The organism is Paenibacillus sp. F024 (genome assembly GCF_057814255.1).
Genome location: NZ_JBVASZ010000008.1, coordinates 126092 through 146525, shown reverse-complemented (window position 1 = coordinate 146525; position 20434 = coordinate 126092). Strand labels below are relative to the sequence as shown.

The 20434-nt window shown below is 47.2% G+C and carries 19 protein-coding genes and 1 pseudogene; 16 read left to right on the top strand and 4 right to left on the bottom strand.

Annotated elements, in window-relative coordinates; all coding sequences use genetic code 11:
• Window positions 1-508: 508 nt before the first annotated feature.
• Window positions 509-1189: a hypothetical protein gene (locus ACZYR9_RS10995; RefSeq protein ID WP_488978526.1), complete on the bottom strand. Its 681-nt coding sequence runs from the start codon at window positions 1187-1189 to the stop codon at window positions 509-511.
• Between the two features lie 270 nt (window positions 1190-1459).
• Here ACZYR9_RS10995 and ACZYR9_RS10990 point away from each other — a divergent pair, with 270 nt between their 5' ends.
• From ACZYR9_RS10990 to ACZYR9_RS10960, 7 genes are all read left to right on the top strand, one after another.
• Complete coding sequence (locus ACZYR9_RS10990; RefSeq protein WP_488978525.1) at window positions 1460-1996, top strand: glycerol-3-phosphate responsive antiterminator; 537 nt, start codon at window positions 1460-1462, stop codon at window positions 1994-1996.
• A gap of 235 nt (window positions 1997-2231) precedes the next feature.
• On the top strand, window positions 2232-3107 hold the full coding sequence (locus ACZYR9_RS10985; protein WP_488978524.1) for an HAD-IIA family hydrolase: 876 nt from the start codon (window positions 2232-2234) through the stop codon (window positions 3105-3107).
• Window positions 3108-3194: 87 nt separating this feature from the next.
• The gene (locus ACZYR9_RS10980) at window positions 3195-4526 is read left to right on the top strand and encodes an ABC transporter substrate-binding protein (protein WP_488978523.1); all 1332 of its coding nucleotides are present in this window, start codon (window positions 3195-3197) and stop codon (window positions 4524-4526) included.
• Between the two features lie 70 nt (window positions 4527-4596).
• The gene (locus ACZYR9_RS10975) at window positions 4597-5460 is read left to right on the top strand and encodes a carbohydrate ABC transporter permease (RefSeq protein ID WP_488978575.1); all 864 of its coding nucleotides are present in this window, start codon (window positions 4597-4599) and stop codon (window positions 5458-5460) included.
• Window positions 5461-5483: 23 nt separating this feature from the next.
• Complete coding sequence (locus ACZYR9_RS10970; RefSeq protein WP_488978522.1) at window positions 5484-6296, top strand: carbohydrate ABC transporter permease; 813 nt, start codon at window positions 5484-5486, stop codon at window positions 6294-6296.
• 36 nt (window positions 6297-6332) lie between these two features.
• Entirely contained in the window at window positions 6333-7079 is a 747-nt protein-coding gene (locus tag ACZYR9_RS10965) for a glycerophosphodiester phosphodiesterase (protein WP_488978521.1), read from the top strand.
• Window positions 7080-7217: 138 nt separating this feature from the next.
• Window positions 7218-9434 (top strand): ATP-dependent helicase, encoded by a 2217-nt coding sequence (locus ACZYR9_RS10960; RefSeq protein ID WP_488978520.1) that lies wholly within the window; start codon window positions 7218-7220, stop codon window positions 9432-9434.
• Window positions 9435-9497: 63 nt separating this feature from the next.
• On the opposite strand, the pseudogene ACZYR9_RS10955 reads toward ACZYR9_RS10960, so the two are convergent.
• From ACZYR9_RS10955 to ACZYR9_RS10945, 3 genes and pseudogenes are all read right to left on the bottom strand, one after another.
• A pseudogene (locus tag ACZYR9_RS10955) lies at window positions 9498-10400 on the bottom strand (IS3 family transposase); the annotation flags it as partial.
• Window positions 10334-10675, bottom strand: coding sequence for a transposase (locus ACZYR9_RS10950; protein WP_488978519.1), 342 nt, complete (start codon window positions 10673-10675; stop codon window positions 10334-10336). The pseudogene ACZYR9_RS10955 and the gene ACZYR9_RS10950, both read right to left, overlap by 67 nt.
• 116 nt (window positions 10676-10791) lie before the next feature.
• On the bottom strand, window positions 10792-11730 hold the full coding sequence (locus ACZYR9_RS10945) for a LysR family transcriptional regulator (RefSeq protein ID WP_488978518.1): 939 nt from the start codon (window positions 11728-11730) through the stop codon (window positions 10792-10794).
• 150 nt (window positions 11731-11880) lie between these two features.
• On the opposite strand from ACZYR9_RS10945, the gene ACZYR9_RS10940 reads away from it, so the two are divergent.
• The 9 genes from ACZYR9_RS10940 (at window position 11881) to ACZYR9_RS10900 (ending at window position 20429) form a co-directional block, all read left to right on the top strand.
• Window positions 11881-12861 (top strand): NAD(P)H-quinone oxidoreductase, encoded by a 981-nt coding sequence (locus tag ACZYR9_RS10940; protein ID WP_488978517.1) that lies wholly within the window; start codon window positions 11881-11883, stop codon window positions 12859-12861.
• Between the two features lie 117 nt (window positions 12862-12978).
• A complete protein-coding gene (locus tag ACZYR9_RS10935) occupies window positions 12979-14070 on the top strand; it encodes an amidohydrolase family protein (RefSeq protein WP_488978516.1) in 1092 nt (363 codons plus the stop codon).
• Between the two features lie 44 nt (window positions 14071-14114).
• A complete protein-coding gene (locus ACZYR9_RS10930; RefSeq protein ID WP_488978515.1) occupies window positions 14115-14468 on the top strand; it encodes a Rieske (2Fe-2S) protein in 354 nt (117 codons plus the stop codon).
• 82 nt (window positions 14469-14550) lie between these two features.
• On the top strand, window positions 14551-15315 hold the full coding sequence (locus ACZYR9_RS10925) for a fumarylacetoacetate hydrolase family protein (RefSeq protein WP_488978514.1): 765 nt from the start codon (window positions 14551-14553) through the stop codon (window positions 15313-15315).
• A 17-nt stretch (window positions 15316-15332) separates the two neighbouring features.
• Complete coding sequence (locus ACZYR9_RS10920) at window positions 15333-16355, top strand: tripartite tricarboxylate transporter substrate binding protein (protein ID WP_488978513.1); 1023 nt, start codon at window positions 15333-15335, stop codon at window positions 16353-16355.
• A 70-nt stretch (window positions 16356-16425) separates the two neighbouring features.
• Window positions 16426-16872, top strand: a complete 447-nt coding sequence (locus ACZYR9_RS10915) for a tripartite tricarboxylate transporter TctB family protein (RefSeq protein WP_488978512.1) — start codon at window positions 16426-16428, stop codon at window positions 16870-16872.
• Window positions 16873-16884: 12 nt separating this feature from the next.
• Window positions 16885-18390: a tripartite tricarboxylate transporter permease gene (locus tag ACZYR9_RS10910; protein WP_488978511.1), complete on the top strand. Its 1506-nt coding sequence runs from the start codon at window positions 16885-16887 to the stop codon at window positions 18388-18390.
• Between the two features lie 22 nt (window positions 18391-18412).
• Window positions 18413-19453 carry an Ldh family oxidoreductase gene (locus ACZYR9_RS10905; protein WP_488978510.1) on the top strand — a complete coding sequence of 347 codons (1041 nt, stop codon included), beginning with the start codon at window positions 18413-18415 and terminating at the stop codon, window positions 19451-19453.
• A gap of 16 nt (window positions 19454-19469) precedes the next feature.
• Entirely contained in the window at window positions 19470-20429 is a 960-nt protein-coding gene (locus tag ACZYR9_RS10900; protein WP_488978509.1) for a phosphoglycerate dehydrogenase, read from the top strand.
• The last annotated feature ends 5 nt before the right edge of the window (window positions 20430-20434 follow it).

Here is a 20434-nt window from a genome sequence, read left to right as displayed (position 1 = left end):
TATAGCTTTATTATCATCCCTTCGGAAACATTTGACAAAGTCGATATTCCTCTATGAAAACGGCAATCATTTCCATTGGAAACCGATGAAAGCGAATGTCATGGCACTTGATCTTACTATTTCAACGATTTCCTCTGTTTATCTTCGTTTTTCATGAAAATAAAAATGATGTGTGAAAAGACCTTAAGCCATCACCGTGGCGGACAGCGTAAAAAATCTATGAGCCGGAAGTCTGAGACGTGTCCGATGTAGATTTGTTCTACTGAAGGGACTACTGAAGGGGCTGCCCCCCACGATGCAATGAATTCATATGAAATGAATTAACTAAAGGGAATTCCTCCAGTAAGTTAGACTACGTCATCGTGAGAAATGAACTTGACTGGAAAACATCCATCTATAATGTCTTTTGTTTTAAACAATAACAAAAATGGATTGAACTAAAAGGTGGTTTTCCTGTTATGTAATTGCAGATAGCAGGAAAAGCAGTAATTAGATGGACGTTTTCCCGTTAATTAAAATAATTCAGTACCCCGCGAGCCAATTCGTACCGGACGATCCTTTTGCCTTCGCCACGGTAAGACGGCAGCAGCCAGCCTTTGGCACACAGTTTTTGCAGCATCAATACCGCTGTTTTGTGGTCGATGTCAAAATGCCGCTCCACATCTTTCGGCCGAATCGGTTGGGCCTGCTGAATGGCGAGGCGGATGATCTCTTTCTCGGCAAGCAGCGCGCGGGAGACCGGCGCAGGTCCGGGCTGATATCTGCTCATGACCATGCGCAGCATGGTGATGCACAGTTCGGGATGCTGTTCCACGTCGTCGTAAGCAAAGGAAATGACGTGGTATCCCATCGCGTGCAGAAAGGTTTCCCGGTTCAACTCATTGCAGTACTTTTGCCTGTCCATGTTCCGTACGTGTGAGGAGAAGCCTTTGATTTCAAATAAAATCTTTACATATCCCGGCAGCCAGGCCAAATCGGCAAAGTACGATCTACCCCGCCAATCGAGTACTTCGTATTCTGGATGAAGGTCTTGGAAGCTTCCTAGATTCGGCCACCAAACGTTCCTTAGAAACAGAGATTCGGCGTGATGATGACCCCTCTCTAAACGGCCTCGACGTTCCCCTGTCCTGCTTGCCAGATGCCGCTGGATAAATAAGGCGTGTGCTTCTTCAAAAGTCGTGGCGCTCATCCTTTCAGAAAAATAGAAAACGCCCCGTTCCACTCGCAGGAGTGAAAACGGGACGTTCTTCGTCTCTTACTTCACATTATAGGTTAAATGGTTGAGCATGACCAGCCACGAAATAGGGCCGGCTTTTACACCCTCATGCCTAAATGCATGAACACGGCTGGTACTGCTGGATCTCACTCCTGAGGGAGTCTGCTTCGTTGAGGAGGCTTAACACTCAGCAAACAATTCAGGGGTATAGTGGTAACAAGCAAATGTGGGAGGTGGACTTTTATGAATGAATATCCGATCATCGCTTCGGTTACAAAAGAGGAGCAAATTCCCGCCGTATTAAACAGCAGCGTCAAGCGTGTGAATCTGATGGCAGGACATATCGGTAATTTGGAAGCGATCATTCAGCAAATTCATGATAGGGGTAAGCAGGTCTATGTCCATTTGGAAATGGTTTCGGGCTTAGGCAGGGATTCGCACACGGTGGAATACTTGGCCAAGCAATTTCAGGTGGACGGTATCGTAACCACGAAATCCAATGCGGTGGCTGCAGCCAGACAGGCCGGTATCCAAAGCATTCAGCGCATCTTTGCCATTGATACCGCGGCCGTTCATACGGCTATTCGAATGATAAACAGCACGCGACCCAATGAGGTCGAGTTGATGCCCGGGTTGATGCCGAGGGTCATTCGAGAGCTGAAAAGCACAATCGGGCAGCCGCTGATTGTAGGGGGCCTGATCCGCCATGAGGAAGAGGTTATCGAAGCCCTGGAAAGTGGTGCAGACTATATTTCCAGTGGCGATCCGTCCATGTGGTAGATGCCAATAACCGTGGAAAGGATTTACAAAATCTATACATTGCGTTTATGGTCTCTTAACAAAAGGGCCTTATGATATACCTTATAGAACATTTTTACTGGTTGCTATGGGTTGAGATGAGGAGAAAACCCTTGTTCAGTAAAATGCAAAAAGCCGGGCATCCATGGGATAGTTCGATGACGCTTTTTTTGCATTTTCGAACAAGGGTTATTTTTTATGGGAAAGAGGTAGGGCGGTGACGGGACCAGGGACACATTACCAAGGTAAGCACGAATCCTGCATAGGGGAAGACGCAAAGGACAAAGGGCAGTATAAAAAACGTCCCATGGGTTTGAGTCAATTCCAGGGCTATTTGTTTGATCTGGACGGCACCGTGTATTCCGGTAATACAATACTCCCGGGTGTGCTGTCCACGCTGAATAGGCTCCGCGAACAAAACAAATCACTGCTGTTCGTAACGAATACGACCATACGCACGGTAGAAGAGGTGCGGAAGCGTCTGGAGCAGCTTGGCGTCGCTTGCAGCGAGGATGAGATTATGACAGCGTCGTGTGCCGCCGCCATGTATTTTCAGGAGTACGAACCCGGTGCCAGGGTGCTGATGATCGGCGAACAGGCTATGAAGCTGGAGCTGGAGCGTTGTAGTGTGAAGACGACCGAGGAAGCGTTGAGTGCTACGCATGTACTGGTCGGATTGGATAGGCAGTTTACATATGACCGGCTAACCCAAGGCATGAAGGCTCTGCGCAACGGGGCACTGCTTATTGCGGCCAATCCGGACCCCTTCTGTCCGATGGACGATGGGGCGATACCCGACACCTGGTCGTTGGTGAAGGCGCTGGAGACGGCAAGCCTGCAGCAGACGTTGAAAGTGATCGGGAAGCCTTCAGCTTATTATGCGGAAAAAGCGTTTCAGAAGCTCGATATCGCCCCTGAGCAATGCCTGATGGTAGGCGACCGGATGGAAACCGACATCCGCTTTGGCAATGCCCACGGCATGCACACGGCGCTTGTTCTGACAGGAGCGGATTCCCGCAAAGATATTTTGTTAACGGGGATTGAGCCGGATTACGTTCTCGCCTCGCTTAGCGAAATCTTCAGTAAGAATTAGGATCTCTTACAAAGCACGACGGTCACGGCAGTAACCTTCGACCATGGAAGGATTAAGATAGAAAAGACATTAGGGAGGAATATATGAATGAAAAAGATGCTATTGCCAGTGTTGGCGACGACGTTAGTCTTATCGGCGTGTGGTCAGGGACAAGAGGTAAAACCTGCCGCACAAGGCCAGAACCCGGGCTCAAGTACAGCCCAGGCAGACGCTAATAAACCGGTAGAATTGCAGTTTTATTTTCCGGTAGCCGTCGGCGGTCCGATTACGAAGCTGATCGATAACTTAGCCGCAGATTTTCACAAGGAAAACCCGAATATCACCGTGAAGCCGGTATACGGCGGAAGCTATCAGGATACGATGACCAAAGTCGCAACTGCCGTACAGGGCGGCAATTCACCCGATATCGCCGTACTTTTGTCAACGGACTTGTACAGCCTGCTTTCAATGAACGCTATAGAAGACTTAACCCCGCGTTTTTCCAAGGAATATTTTAACGGCTTCTATGAAGCGTTTATGGGCAATACCAAATCGGGAGATACCGTATGGAGCGTTCCCTTCCAGCGCAGCACCATTGTAATGTACTACAACAAGGATCTGTTTCAGCAAGCGGGGCTCGATCCGGAAAAGCCGCCTGCCAACTGGAACGAGCTGAGAGAGGCCGCCGCCAAGCTGACCAAAAAAGATGCATCCGGCAATGTAACGCAGTGGGGCATTGAAATTCCGAGCACCGGCTATCAGTACTGGATGCTGCAGGCCATGTCGCTGCAATCCGGAACGAATATCATGTCTAACGACGGCAAAGCCGTTTATTTCAACAAACCGGAGGTGCAGGAAGCTCTGCAGTTCTACACTGACCTGGGACGCAAGGACAAAGTCATGCCTGAAGGCATTCTGGAATGGGCGACGGTACCGTCTGATTTCATCAGCGGCAAAACCGCCATGATGTACCATACGACAGGGAACCTGACCAAGGTAAAGACCGATGCCAAATTCAAATTTGGCGTAGCTTTCCTGCCGGCCAACAAAAATTATGGGTCTCCAACGGGAGGAGGTAACCTGTACGTATTCAAAAACATTCCTGAAGAACGCAAGAAAGCGGCGGTGAAATTCATTGAGTTCTTGACGCAGCCGGAGCGGGTGGCCCAATGGTCGGTCGATACGGGATATGTCGGAACGACCAAAGCGTCCTACGAAACCGATTTGCTGAAAAATTATATTAAAGATTTCCCTCAGGCGGCTGTGGCCCGGGATCAGCTGCAGTATGCGGACAGTGAGCTGTCGACGTTTCAAAACGGACAAGTGACCAAGCTGTTTAACGACAATATTCAAGCCGTACTGCTCAACAAAATGACACCAAAAGAAGCGCTGGATAAGTCTCAGCAGCAGGCGGATGCCATCTTGAAAAGCTTCAAGTAGACACAGCTTATCGTCCGCATAGAAAAGGGGGATTCAAGTGGGCCAACGTGGGCTGAAGGCACTACGAAACATGAATTGGAGAGAGAACGGCTTCGCCTATGTGCTGCTGCTCCCCTCCCTTGTATTTCTTGGACTGTTTACATTCTATCCCATGATCAAATCGGTTTATTTGAGCTTTTACAGCTCGAATCTGTCCGAAAAAAGGTTTGTAGGCTTTGAACAATATGCGCAGGTATTGCAGGATGAGGTCTTTATCAAGTCGATCACAAACAATGTGCTGCTCGCGGTCGGCACCGTGCCGGTAAGTATTCTGCTTGCTCTTTATTTGGCGGTATGGGTCAACAATAAGCTGAAGGGAACAAGCCTGCTGCGCGCCGCCTTTTTTTATCCGACCTTCATTCCGATGATTGCGATCGCCAACATCTGGCTGTTTATTTATACGCCGGAATACGGTCTGCTGGATAAGTTTTTGGGCATATTCGGACTGCAGGGCCAAAATTGGCTGGGTGATCCGGATTGGGTCATGACATCGATGATCCTAATGCTGATCTGGAAGGAAGCCGGGTTTTTCATGATCTTTTATTTGGCCGGCTTGCAGAACCTGCCGAAGGAGGTATATGAAGCTGCGGAAATGGAAGGGGCGAGCCCCTTCCAAACGTTTCGCCAAATTACTTACCCGCTCTTGATGCCGACCACGCTGTTCGTCATGGTCATTGCCACAGCAAATTCTTTTAAACTGGTGGACCATTTGTACATCATGACCAAGGGAGGTCCCAATAACGCGAGCAATCTTCTGCTGTACCATATTTACGAAACAGCGTTCAGCTATTGGGATATGGGCAAGGCTTCTGTTCTTACGGTCATACTGCTTCTTATTCTTCTTGCCGTTTCCATATTCAACTACGCTTATCTGGACAAGCGGATTCATTACTAGAACAAGAAAGGAGCCGGGTCATTATGGTACGGGCCATCAACCGATCCATCATCGTTTTGTTAGGAGCGGCCTTTCTTGTTCCGCTGGTATGGACCGTGGTTACCTCATTTACACCTTCAAGCGAAGTCATTACGAGAAGCAATCCGTTTGCCGTCGGACAAGCGACATGGGCCAATTATGCTTCGGCGTGGACGACCATTCCGTTCCTTCAATACTACTGGAACACGATTCAGATCGTGATCGGCATTTTGGCGGTGCAGCTGATGACAGCCACGCTGGCGGCTTACGCCTTTGCAAGATTGAATTTTATAGGCCGGGGCTTCGTATTTATCCTGTTTTTGACGCAGATTATGATTCCGCCGGACATTCTGATCTTCCCGAATTATTCGACCATGAAGGACCTCGGGTTGATCGACAACAAGCTGGCCATCATGCTGCCCTACTGGGCTTCCTCGTTCGGAGTGTTTTTGCTGCGGCAGACCTTCAAGCAAATTCCTCTCGATTTGGACGATGCGTCAAGGGTGGACGGAGCCAAGTGGTGGCAAACGCTGTGGCATGTCTATTTGCCAGCGGCCAAGCCGACGTATGTCGCATTCGGACTCATCTCCATCAGTACGCACTGGAGTAATTTCATGTGGCCGCTGATCGTAACCGATTCGGTGGAAACCCGGCCGCTGACCGTAGGCATGGCCATATTCGCGCAATCGTTCGAGACGGGAGCGCAGTGGGGGACAGTAACGGCAGCGACGCTGCTCGTCATCCTGCCATTGCTGCTTGCCTTTTTCGTCTTCCAGCGTCAGTTTGTCGAAAGCTTTATGCATTCCGGATTGAAGTAACCGCAGGATGGGACTATATACGAAAGGATGATTCGCATGAATTGGAATCTCAACATTCCGTGGGTCATAGCGCACCGGGGAGCCATGGGTGAAGCGCCGGAGAATACGTTGGCTTCATTCCGAAAGGCCATAGATCAGAAATGCCATCTCATCGAGCTGGATATTCATTTGACGTACGATGGTCATGTCGTCGTCTGTCACGATGGGACACTCAACCGTACGACGAACCGCAGCGGAGCCATCGGGGAGCTGACGCTGGAGGAAATCCGGCAGGCGGATGCCGGCTGCATGTTTGACCCGGCTTATGCAGGCGAACGAATCCCGCTGCTGCAGGAGGTGCTGGAGCTTGTACCGGCTGAGATCGGCTTAAACATCGAGCTCAAGATGAGCTATGGCGGAAGGATAGAAGATGCGGTGCTGCGGCTGCTTCGCGAGAACGGACGGCTGGATTCCGTGCTGTTCTCCTCCTATGATCACAAGCTGCTGTACCGGATCAAGCAGAAAGCGCCGGAGGTCCGTATCAGTCTCGTTTATGACTTCAAGCCGCTGCACCCGGTGCGTCTCATCCATGACTTCGGATTGGATGTGTACTCGGTGTCGCTGTATCACGGTATGGTGGACAAGGACGATGTCAAAGCGATTTGCGGGGATGGCAAGCGTGTGCTGGTGTGGACGGTCAACCAGGAGCCTGCGATGCGCGGGATGCTGGATTGCGGGGTATCGGGTATCATTACCGATTATCCAGCCGTATTAAAGCGCATGATCGATGGAGAGCGTTGCTGATATAAAATTTCAGCCGGGATTGGAAACGGGTCGATGGATTCATGACCGGTTTCCAATCCTTTTTTCCGTTAAAAGGGAGAACCGGAATTGACGGAGGTGCTATAATAGCATAGAAGATCATTGGAGAGGGAATTCGGTATGGAAGCAAGTACAGAGTTTTTCAGTCGAAAGCACAAAGAAAACGGCGTTTCTTTAAATCATGTACAGAAGCAGGCGGTTCTTCAAACCGAAGGGGCCTTGCTGCTTTTGGCATCTCCGGGCTCGGGGAAGACCACCACGATCATTATGAGAATCGGGTATCTCATTGAGGAGAAGGGAGTTGCTCCTTCGCGGATCAAGGCGGTTACCTTCAGCCGCGCTTCGGCAGCGGATATGAAAGAGCGGTTCGCACGGTTTTTTCCTGACCTTCCCCCTGTCGATTTCTCTACGATTCACAGTCTGGCCTTCGAGGTCGTTCGGGAGCATTTTCGCAAGACGGGAACCGTTTATCAAATCATTGAAGGCGATCTCGATTTAGGGGAGGAGGTCGACTTTGATTCGGAGAACCCGCCTTTACATAAGAAGCTTATTATCAGACATTTGTTCAAAACCATCGTTGGTGAAAACATCACGGATGACCAAATGGACGAACTGACTACGTACATAAGCTACATCAAAAACAAAATGATCCCCATGGAAGAATGGCCGCTCGTGAAGTGTGATGTAAAGGAAGCGGATCGGATTTTGCGGGAATATGAGACTTTTAAACAGTTGGGTTCGAACAAGCTGTTGGTCGATTACGATGATATGTTAACCATGGGAAATGAGATTTTGGAGCGGGACAAGGTACTGTTACGCAAATACCAGCAGCGGTATGATTATGTGCTAACGGATGAAAGTCAGGACACATCTCTGGTGCAGCACGCCATCATAGAAAAGCTGGTCCGTGAGCATGGAAATCTTTGTGTCGTAGCCGACGACGATCAATCCATCTACAGCTGGAGAGGTGCGGAGCCTTCGTATTTGCTGAATTTCAAGCAAGCATATCCGAAAGCCGTTACTTTGTTCATGGAGCAGAACTACAGGTCGTCCAAAGACATTGTAAGTGCGGCCAATCAATTTATTAAACGGAACAAAAGCCGGTACGACAAAAACATGTTTACCCGGAATCCGTCACAACAGCCGATTAAAATAAAGAGCTTGGCCGATTACCAATACCAAGCTAAGCACTTGGTTCAGGATATTCAAAAGGTGGAGAGCCTTCGAGATGTGGCGGTGCTGTACCGGAACAATTCTTCTTCCATTACTTTGATGAACGAATTTGACCGGGCGGGCATTCCTTTTTACATGAAGGACGCCGATATTCGATTTTTTTCCCATTGGGTAGTAAAGGACATTTTGAACTTCATGCGGATGACCTTTACGGACAAGCGTGCGGACATTTTGGAAGAGATTCACACTAAGATCAACGGATATATTACCAGACAGCAAATGGCCGCTCTAAAGCAAATCATCAATAACGAATCCGTCTTTGATAATTTGCTGAATTATGTCGAGCTTAAGGAGTATCAGCGTAAACAGCTGCAGGAGTGCAAAAAGACCCTTCAGCAAATGAAGGGAATTCCGCCGCTGGATGCGATACGAACGATTCGAGGGAAATTGGGCTACGAGAAGGCCATTGACAAGCTGAGCGAGCGTCTGGGGTTCAGGAAGGAATACTTGATCGGGATTCTGAACACGCTTGAAGAGATCGCGGACAGCCTGGAAACGATGGAGGATTTTGCGAAGCGTCTAAAGTATTTGGAATCGGTAATGAAAACGTCAAAGTTCAATAAAGACCACAATGCGGTAACCTTTTCAACTCTTCACAGCGCTAAGGGCTTGGAGTTTAAGCGGGTGTATATGATTGACCTCATCGACGGCATTATTCCCTCTACTGAAGATGTGGAAAAACATCGTTCCGGCCAGCCGGAGCTTATGGAGGAGGCCGTCCGGCTGTTTTATGTAGGAATGACACGGGCGAAAATGGACCTGGAGCTGATCACGTACAAAGAACGGGATGGCGAAAAGGTAAAAGAGTCCCCATTTGTTTCGAATGTTCGCAGCATAGTAGAGCCTCCCAAGCCAGGGCAGCCGCAACTGTCTAAAGAAGCATCCTCCAAGCCTCTCCATCCGAAGGCCATCCGGAATATGGAGGAGCTAAAGTTGGGCGGCATTGTCGGGCATCGTGTTTTTGGTCAGGGAGAAATCATTAAAATGGGCGATGAACGCATACATGTCCGTTTTGACACCGGAGTCAAAGTTTTGTCCGTTCAAGTATGCTTGGAAACGGGCGTACTGGAACCGGCGGAGCGGGTTAAAACTGTCGTCAGTTAGATGCGAAACATAAAAAAACCAAAACCTTGATCATACCCCTGTCAAGTAGACATAAGAAAAAAGCTATGCCGCCAGCGCGTGCCGATACTCAATCGGCACGCGCTGTTTAAGTTTTGCTTGAAATCGCTGATAGTTATAGAAGTAAATATAATCTTCAATGGCTTGATGTATTTCTGCTTCTGACTTAAACTGGTGGAGATACAACTTCTCTGTTTTGAGATGCGAGAAGAAGGATTCGATGCATGCGTTATCCAGGCAGGTTGCTTTGCGAGAGTGGCTGCCTTTGACGCTGAGTGCTTCTAATCGTTTGTTGTACGCTTGAGACGTGTACTGGAAGCCCTGGTCCGAATGGAGCACGGCCCCACCAACGTCTCTTTTTCTTGTCCACTTCTCGATCGTATCCAGCACGAGTTGCACATCGTTGCGCTCAGATAATTCCCAGGCTACAATCTCATTGTTAAACAAGTCCTGAATGGCGGACAGGTAATAGAAACGCGTACCATCTGAGATATAGGTGATGTCGGTGACTAACTTCTGCTGAGGACCTATCGCATGGAACTGACGCTGCAGTCGGTTCGGATAGATGACGGAAGGCTTGTAGCTGAAGCGTTGTCGTTTCTTCCGAATTACGGACTGTATGGATAGTTCCCTCATCAGTCGCCATACTTTCTTGTGGTTAACACAGTATCCAGCCTCCCATAAGGCGTTCATCATGCGAGGGTATCCGAAATAGGGATGGCTCGCGTGAATGACCATCATATGCTCCTTTAGCTCCTGATCCTGATCTTGTTTTTCTAAGCATAAGGCACGGGTTGTACGCCATTTGTAATGGCTGGCTCTAGGTATATTCGCGATATGCAAGAGACGGGTAACACCATGTACACTACGTAATTCTTCGATTAGCTGGTAGTGATCTTGCTGCTCGAGTTGGCCTCCTTTACCAGATTTGGATACCGCTTTTTTAAGTAGTCTACCTGCGCTTTGAGGTAATCTCGCTCTTGTTCTATGCTGGCGAAGCTTGTCCGAGGACGTCCTTTTAGTGGGTTGGTCACACCCTTACGCTCATCAAACTTAACTCCGTTTTTCCACTTCTTTACCCACACCTTTAACTGGGAACAATTACGTATCTTCATTTGCTCTGCGATCATCTTGTAACTAGAAGATCCCTCTAAATAAGCTTTAACCGCCGCCACCTTAAATTCTTCTGTATAGGTCTGAAATATCTGTCCCTTTTTAGCCATAAAGAAATCCCCCCAAGTATTCACTCGTTCCTCATGATAACATGACGGTTTTTTTCGAGTGTCTACTTAAAGGGGATAATACTACCTTGGTATGATAGGTTTTGGTTTTTTTATGTTTAGCGAAGGTGATGGATGGCAGTTTCCTCTTCTTGATTAGAAAGGCTGTCAATTTGGTGTTTGATATGTTTTAACAATGGTTTGGAAGCTGCGGAGAACTTGTTCTTTTTTAATTTCACCCATGCGATCTGCATTTTTATTTGCATGCCTTGCAGCAATAATGGAATGGCAACAATATCACCGGACGTTAAGAACTCATGATTTTGGATCGTGAGCTCAGATAAAAAGCTGATGGCGGAGCCTTTGGCGATGCTTCCTTTGATCGTTTCAATATTATTGGTAATAATCGAGTACTTGAACGAATCGTTATTTTTAAAGTAATAACTGAACCATTCTTTGATGCTTCCGTTGTAAATCACTATTCTTTCGTCGACCACTTCCTCGGGAGTCAAAAAAGCTTTTCCGGCTAACGGGGAATTTTTGTTGACGCATACATACGTTTTGGCTTCCATTAATACTTTATAATCCAATTCTTTATCATTCTTAAGTTCATTATTGAGAACCATAAAGCCGAAATCAATCAAATGTTGTCTAACATCATGAATGATTTCTTTGGAACTTTTTTCAGTGATATCAATTTGAGCATGTTGGTTATCATTCATCAATAATTCCAGAGATTGGGACAAAATAACCAGAAACATAGGTACCGTGGCCAATTTGATGGTTTGATCGGCATTTGTACTGTGGTCCACAACGATATCTCTAAATTCTTGAAGCTTATCCAATATTTCTTCAGCTTTGCTGACCAATTGCTTCCCTACAGACGTAGGAATGGCCCCCGTTCGCGAGCGAGTAAACAAGTTTACTCCTAAATCTTGCTCTAAGCGAAGAATCGATTTGCTGATGGCAGATTGAGATACGTGAAGATTTTGCGCAGAGGTTGAGATGGAACCGGTTCTTGCTACTTCGACCAAATATTCCAGTTGTTCAAGATTCACACAGTACCCTCCAATATGACAATAATTCATAGGGGTATGACTAACGAATATTTTATCAGCAACTATTCATGAAATACAATATAAATAATCCATTTGCACCATATTTTGTGGAATGTACTGACACTAAAGAGGTAGAAAGGGCGTGATGGGTTGAAAGCCGTATTGGTAGAAGAGCTGACACACCGATTATACATTGGACAAGCAGAGGAGCCTGTGAACGGCGATGACGATCTCCTCGTTGCCGTCAAAGCGACGGCGTTAAACCGCGCTGACCTGCTTCAAAGAAGAGGGAAATATCCACCGCCTGACGGGGCCTCCACCATACTTGGATTAGAAATGGCAGGGGTTGTGGAGAAGGTAGGCCGGAATGTTCAGGGTTGGAATGAGGGGGACAGGGTTTGCGCTCTGCTGCCTGGCGGCGGTTATGCAGAAAAAGTCGTCATCCCGGCGGGCATGGCAATTCCGGTTCCCGATTCCTTTTCCTATGAAGAGGCAGCCGCCATCCCGGAGGCTTATTTAACGGCATTTCTGAATTTGTCGGTACTGGGAAAGGTATGTGCTGGGGATTATGTTCTAATCCATGCTGCGGCAAGCGGTGTTGGAACATCTGCGATTCAACTGGTCAGGGAAATGGGCGGCAGATCGATAGCGACAGCCGGAACGATGGGAAAATTGGAGGTCTGCGAAAGACTGGGCGCCCAGCATCTCATCAATTACAAGAAAGAAGATTTTTTGAAAAAAGTAACGGAAGTGACCCAGGGTAATGGAGTACAGGTCATTCTGGACCCGGTAGGTGCCTCCTATTGGGAGCAAAATCTTCAATCCATCAGCGTAGACGGCCGATGGCTGCTTATTGGCGGCATGGGGGGATATCAGATTGAAAAGCTCAACCTTCAGGTGCTATTAAGAAAGAGAATCCAGCTTATCGGTTCTACTTTGCGTACGAGGTCAGTGAAGGATAAGATCGATTTGACGCAGCAATTCATCCGTTTCTCCCAGGTGAAATTCAACAGTGGAAAGCTGGTTCCGGTCATTGATCAGATATTCAGCTGGAGTGATGTCATGCAGGCGCATGAATATATGGAGCAGAACAAAAATATCGGAAAAATTGTACTGCGTATAGATGAATAAACCATGTGGAGTGTATGACAATTATTCATATACCTATGACCAATGTGTATTTTATCTAAACAAACAAATGAAATACAATATGAACAATAAATGAACAGGCGGTAAGGAGGAAATGAAGTGACTATTCAACAAGATATTGAAAACGGTAACAGCCGAAAGGCAGGTCAACAAAAAGGGATCATCGATACGGATGTGCATCATGAAATAAGGTCGACTCGAGATCTGTTGCCTTATTTGCCTGATCAATGGAAAAGATATATCGCAGAGTATGGTTGGGTTCCCGAAAGATCGATTCCTTTTAATCAAATCAGAAAAGCGACCAAATACCGTATGGACGCTCTTCCGGCAGACGGCTCCACACCGGGATCGAGTTTTCCTTTGCTAAAGGAACAGCTGTTGAATAAGCACAACATGACATATGCTGTGTTAACCGGATGGTTCTATGAAGCGAGCGTTGCCAAGGGCTGGTATGAATTTGCCACGGCGCGGGCATCGGCCTATAACGATTATACAGTTGAGCATTGGCTCGAGAAGGATAAAAGGCTGCTCGGTTCCATTACCATTTCGAGAGATGTGCAAGCGGCAGTCAGGGAAATCGAACGTATGGCAGCTCATCCTCAAATGGTTCAGGTAATGCTGCCGATAGGAGACTTTGCATGGGGAGAGCCGCAGTATCATCCGATTTTTGATGCGGCTAACAAGCATGGTTTGGCCATCGCTATGCATCTATCGGCGACCATTACCGCACAAGGGGGAGACTTTCTCCGATACTACGTAGCCTGGCGATCTGTTCATCCCCAAGCTTATATGACGCAAACGATCAGTTTGATTACCAATGGAGTATTCGATAAATATCCGGAATTGAAGGTGGCTTTGGTTGAGGGCGGCTTTGAATGGGTTCCTTTTATGATGCACCGGATGGATTCCGCTTACAAGGCGCTTAGGCAAGAAACGCCTTGGGTGAAACGGATGCCGAGTGACTATTTCCGGGACAATATGCGGTTTACCACTCAGCCTTGGGATGATCTTACCCCCCAACAATTTTTAAATATTGTGGATATGATGGGCTCCGAGGATATGATCATGTACGCTTCCGATTATCCGCATTGGGATTTTGATCCGCCGGAACGTACGATCCCTCAACAAATACCGGATCGTCTGAGACAAAAGATTTTATTTGAAAACGCGCGTGACTTTTATCAGCTGTAATTAGCAGCGGTTAAGACCTTCGTTCAAAAAGGAGTTCTAATGATATGAAGCATCTGGTATGTAAATATGATGACCTGAAAGCAGAAGGGAAAAAAGCGGTGTTTATCGATCGAAAAGGGATTGTGGTGGTCCGCTCCAACAGCGGAGATGTGTATGCCTTACGCGATGTATGTCCTCATAAAGGCCCTTGTCTATCGACCGGGATGCTAGATGTAAGTTGTACCGGAGATCAGGTCGGGGAATATATTTTTGAAAAAGATAAAGAAGTGTTGAGATGCCCGTGGCATAGCTGGGAATTTGATATCAGGACGGGTCGTTCCTTATTTGATCCTGACAAGGTTAAGGTAAAAACGTACGAAGTAACGATAGAGAATGACATGGTTTATGTTGAAGTATGAGTTGACTAGAAGCAAATAAAAGATGATAATTAAACCTTGTTTTGCCATGTTTGTTAATTTTTAATAGGAAGAGGGGAATGGAATGAAGTTTGCAAGATATTTAGAAAACGGTTTCACATCTTATGGTCTCATTGAAGGTAACGAAATAGTCAAGATTGAGGGTTCGATTTTTGGCGCCTATCAGACGACAGATCAACGGATCCCGTTAAGCAAAATAAGGCTGCTGTCTCCGATCGCACCAGGAAAAATTGTCGCCATCGGTTTGAATTATAAAAAGCATGCCGAAGAAGTAAACAAGCCGCTCCCGGATGAACCGATGATGTTCTTGGTTTCACCAACGGCCGTCATCGGACCGGGTGATGCGATTCAATTGGCCAATTCTGAGCATAGAACAGACCATGAAGGAGAGCTTGGGATCGTCATTGGCAGACGGGCGACGGAAGTATCGGTCACCGATGCACTGGATTATGTATTCGGTTACACCTGTTGTAACGACGTTTCCGACCGTCATTTACAAAAGAAGGACGGACAATTTACAAGAGCTAAATCTTTTACAACCTATAAACCGCTGGGGCCTTTCATTGTCACGGATATCAATCCCGATGACGCGCCGATCCGGGTACGGGTCAATGGTGAAATCAGGCAGGAATCGAATACGAGCGATATGATTTTTTCCACTGCTGAAATTGTATCTTTTGTATCTCAGGTCATGACACTGGAGCCGGGGGATATCATTATCACGGGAACTCCATCCGGCGTATCCCCGCTAAAAGACGGGGATGTCGTCGAAGTTGAAATCGATGGGATAGGCAGTTTAATCAATACAGTTACCATAAAAAACGCATAATGAAGGGGGAAACGAGAATGAAAAAAATGAAAGCATTGACGACATTCACAGTTTTTTGTTCACTTGGTCTTACTCTGATTGGTTGCGGTACAAATCAGGCGACAAGTTCCACTACAGCCAATAGCGCTCAACCGGTTCAAGAAAAGAAAGCGGATTATCCGACGAAGCCTATTCAGATGATCGTGCCCTTCTCTCCGGGCGGGACCACGGATATTGCCGCAAGAGCGCTGGCCGGAGTGATTAGCAAGTATATGCCAAACGAGCAAACCGTAGCGATCGTCAATAAAGACGGAGGAGGCGGAACCATTGGAATGACGGAAGTATTTCAGTCTAAAGCCGATGGCTATACGATAGGGATGGCTACTTCCGGACCGATTACGATTAAGCCTCACGGTGTAGGTGTTGCCTACACTGCGGATGATTTTAGACCGGTCATGCAAGTGGTTGCCGTACCCAACGTACTTGTAGTGAAAGCGGATTCTCCTTGGAAAACCTTCGATGAATGGTTTGAATATGTGAAAGCCAATTCCGATACCTTTACTTATGCGACAACCGGTGCAGGACTTACACAGCACATTGCCATGGAGAATTTCACGGTGAAAACGGGCAACAAGCTGAAGCATGTTCCATTCAAAGGAGGTGCCCCAGCCCTTACGGCATTGCTTGGAGGCAATGTCAATGGGGCATTGGTTCAAACGACAGAAGCGTTACCTTACATTCAGGATGGGTCGCTGCGCCCTATTTTTATAGCGGGAACGGCTAAGCCTGATGAACTGAAGAATGTTCCATTGCTCACTGAGAAAAACATCGATGTTAAAGGAGATGTATGGACCGGTATTGTTGTACCGAGGAATGTTCCGGATGACGTGGTGCAAATTCTTCACGATGCGTTCAAAAAGGCATTGGAAGATCCGGCGGTGGTAGATCAATTTAAGAAGATCGGGGCTGCACCGGTATACAAGAGCTCCACTGATTTCAAGGCAATCATTGAGCAGGATTTCAAAACGAATGGCGAAGTCTTGAAAGCGATTGGACTGTAAACACGGGGGTACCGGGGAAGGTTTGTACATGAAGTCAAGCCTTTCCCGTTCTGTGGAAAGGAGTACTGTCATGCGGAATGCCGGAGTTTGGGCTGCTTTGTTCATGCTGCTATTTTCTGGAATGATATTTTGGCAATCGAATCAATTGGCTTATGAGGGTTCGTTAGGTTTTGGGCCTGGATTTTTTCCCTTTTGGCTTAGCCTGTTCATGATGGCTTTATCGATCATTTACTTAATCTCGGTGCTTAAGGAATCGATTAAGATCAGCGATATTTTCCCAAAGAACAAAGAACTAAGGGAGTTTTTGTTGATCGTCGGTTCGATGGTATTATTTGTCCTTATGGTGGAATGGACCGGCTTTGTCATTGCAGGGACATTATCCTTGTTACTCCTATTTTACCGGACTTTTAAATGGTATTGGTCTTTGTCATTATCGATCGGGATTACGGTTGCGGTATTTATGATTTTCGCCAAAGCGCTGATGATACCGTTGCCGGTCAACGGACTTGGATGGTAGGGAGGTGAGGACATGGAAGCTTTTGATTTATTGATGAATGGTTTTGCTCAAGCGTTGACTTGGAAGAACTTGCTTTTTTGTCTAATTGGCGTATCCATAGGAATGTTTGTTGGGGTCATGCCTGGACTGGGTCCGGTAGCGGGGACGGCCATTCTCATTCCTCTCACCTACGGGATGGATCCGACTTCGGCGATCATTATGCTGTCGGGTATTTATTACGGAGCCATGTATGGCGGCACCATTACATCGGTACTCATCAATATACCGGGGGAAGCGGCTTCAGTCATCACGTGTTTGGACGGCCATCAGTTGGCCAAACAAGGCCGGGCCGGCGTGGCATTGGGGGTCTCAGCCATCGGCTCGTTTGTAGGCGGCATTACTGCGCTGCTTGGTCTGACGTTTATTGCACCGCCCCTTTCCCAGTTTGCATTGAGGTTTGGACCTCCGGAGTTTTTTGCCTTAATGCTGCTGGGCTTGATGATGCTGATCGGACTTATGGGGAAATCGTTGGTGAAAGGGTTTATCGCAGCGGCATTCGGCCTCATCCTTTCTTTGGTCGGTATTGATCCGATCTCCGGTGCGATCCGGTTTACCTCCGGTGTCCCTGAATTTTTGGGCGGTATCGATTTTGTTATCGTAGCGATGGGGCTATTTGGAATCTCCGAAATCCTAATGAATGCGGAGAATCGCCATCATATGCAAAAGCCTGAAAAGGTAAGAGGGTTGTTTCCTAGAAAAGGTGAATGGTCTCCTACTATGAAATCGATTGGAAGAGGAACCGGATTGGGATTTTTTATAGGTCTCATTCCTGGCGCTAATGCGGTGCTTGCCTCGTTGGCTTCCTACTCTATGGAGAAAAAAGTAGCCCAAAACCCCGAAAGGTTTGGAAAGGGCGCCATTGAAGGAGTTGCGGGTCCGGAAACGGCCAATAATGCCTGTTCCGGCAGCGCCTTGATTCCATTATTTACGTTAGGTCTTCCCAGCTCACCAACGGTTGCAGTGATCATGGGGGCTTTAATTATGCATGGTTTGCAGCCTGGCCCGAAGCTTTTTAGTGAGAATGCTGATTTTGCGTGGGCTGTCATTGCAAGCATGTTTATCGGAAATATTATCCTTTTGATTATGAATCTTCCTTTAGCCAATATGTGGGCCAAAGTAGCCCAGGTTCCGTATAACATCCTACTCCCGTTGATCATTATGTTTACTTTGGTTGGAGCTTATACGGTTCGTAACAACGTTTTTGATGTGGGCGTGATGATTGTTTTCGGGATTATCGGTTATTTGATGAAGAAGCTGGATATTCCCATCGCGGCTACGGTATTAACCCTTGTATTGGGTGCGGAAATCGAAGCTTCACTTCTGCAATCGTTAGCTATTTCCAGTGGAAGCTTTTCTATTTTTTTCTCCCGACCGATTGCAGCGGTACTGCTGGCCATCACCTCGCTTATTCTTATCTTTAGCTTATGGGCTGGAGTGAAGAAAAGGAAAGACGTGCTGTCCACCGATTTGGAAATCTAATGCTAAGGAAGAAGGAAATCTAATGGATATTCAAACGACAAAGCTTATTGAATTCTCGAACCGCTGTCTAGTGAAGGTCGGAGTGCCGGAATTGGAGGCGGAGATTATAACGAACACGATGATTGAGGCGGATGCCAGAGGCATCCACAGTCATGGTCTCATGAGGCTGCCGATCTATGTGCAGCGAATCCAAAAGGGATTGATCGAAAGCGTTGCAAATGTTGTCGTAGAGCAAGACGGCAGGGCGACAGCGGTGCTGGACGGGAAATTCTCGGCAGGACAAATCGTTGCGACCAAAGCCATGGAAATGGCGATGGATAAAGCGGCAGAATATGGCGTCGGGATTGTCACGGCCAAAAACAGCAACCACTTTGGAATCGCGGGACATTACGCCTTGATGGCCAGCCGGAAGGACATGATCGGCATTGTCATGAGCAACACGGCGCCATTAATGCCTCCGGTTGGAGGGGCTGAGAAAGTACTGGGCAACAATCCGTTGGCGATCGCTGCACCTACCCTCAATCAATATCCGTTACTATTGGACATGGCTTTAAGTAATGTGGCCTTAGGTAAAATTCTTTATGCTAAGACGAAAGGGATCTCCATACCGGAGGGGTGGGGGGTAGATAAGCAGGGGAACGCTACAACAGACCCATCCGCTGTTTTAAATGGCGGTTTTATATTGCCTATGGGTGGTCCAAAGGGATTTGGGCTCGCATTGATGATTGAAATGTTGACCGGCGTATTGTCTGGCGGCGAATTCTCTAGAATGATTCCTTCTATGTATGATCTGACTCAAAAGCAATCGATTGCCCATTTTATGCTGGCCATTAATGTATCTTCCTTTATAGAAACGGAACGGTTTAAAGCGATGACTTCTATGCTTTCCTCTTATGTGAAGGATGCGGTCAAGGCTAGCGGTGTTGATGAGCTCTATTTGCCTGGGGAAATCGAATTTTCATTAGAAGAAAAGCGAATGAGGTCAGGAGTACCGGTCAGCGATAATGTTATGGACGAACTGCGGCAGTTGGCTGAAGCGCTGCAAGTACCCATTCTGAACTAAAGGAAGAGGGATTGAGATGCTACATATTTTGTCTACGTCCCCTTCTTTTGGCTTCCACTCCCGCAAACCTGTAGATCTTTTGCAAAGTGAAGGCTGCAAATTGGAGTTTTTGCCTCAAGGGGAGAAAGCTTCTGAAGAAATCATTGCAAAATATATTGCGGAAAAGGATGCCCTGATCGTAGGGGTAGAGCCGATTACCGCACAGGTGCTAGAGAAGGCAACCCGGCTCAAGATTATTGCCAAGCACGGTGTTGGAGTCGATAACATCGACTTGGAATATGCACGTAAAAAGGGGATTTATGTCACCAACGCTCCGGGTACGAACAGTCATGCGGTAGCGGATTTAACGTTTGCTTTTTTCTTGGGATTGGCAAGACAAATCCCAATTACGGACCGCCGCGTGAGAGTTGGGGAATGGCCTCGTGTTATCGGTACGGAACTGTGGGGGAAGACCATGGGTATTGTCGGATTAGGTCAAATCGGTAAGCTGGTTGCCAGACGGGCCCAAGGCTTCAATATGCGTATTCTTGCTTATGACGTTTATTGCGATCGTGAATATGCCGGCCAACATGGGATTACGTTCGTTTCCTTAGATACCTTGTTGGAGCAATCGGACTTTGTTTCGATTCATATTCCCCTTACAGAGCAAACGCAGAACCTGATCGGGACGCCGGAATTCAAACGCATGAAAAAAAGCGCACTCCTCTGTAACTTATCTCGTGGAGGAATCATCAACGAGAAGGAATTATACGATGCTTTGGTACGGGAAGATATTGCAGGGGCCGGCTTGGACGTATTTGATCAAGAGCCTCCGGAAAAAGAGCACCCGCTGTTACAATTGCTTAATGTTATTACCACGCCTCATATAGGAGCTTATACCAAAGAATCTTTGGAACGTACGGGAATGATCACTGCCCATAACATTATCAAAACCATGCGGTCTCAAACGCCTGATCATATCATGAATGGATTGTAGGGGTC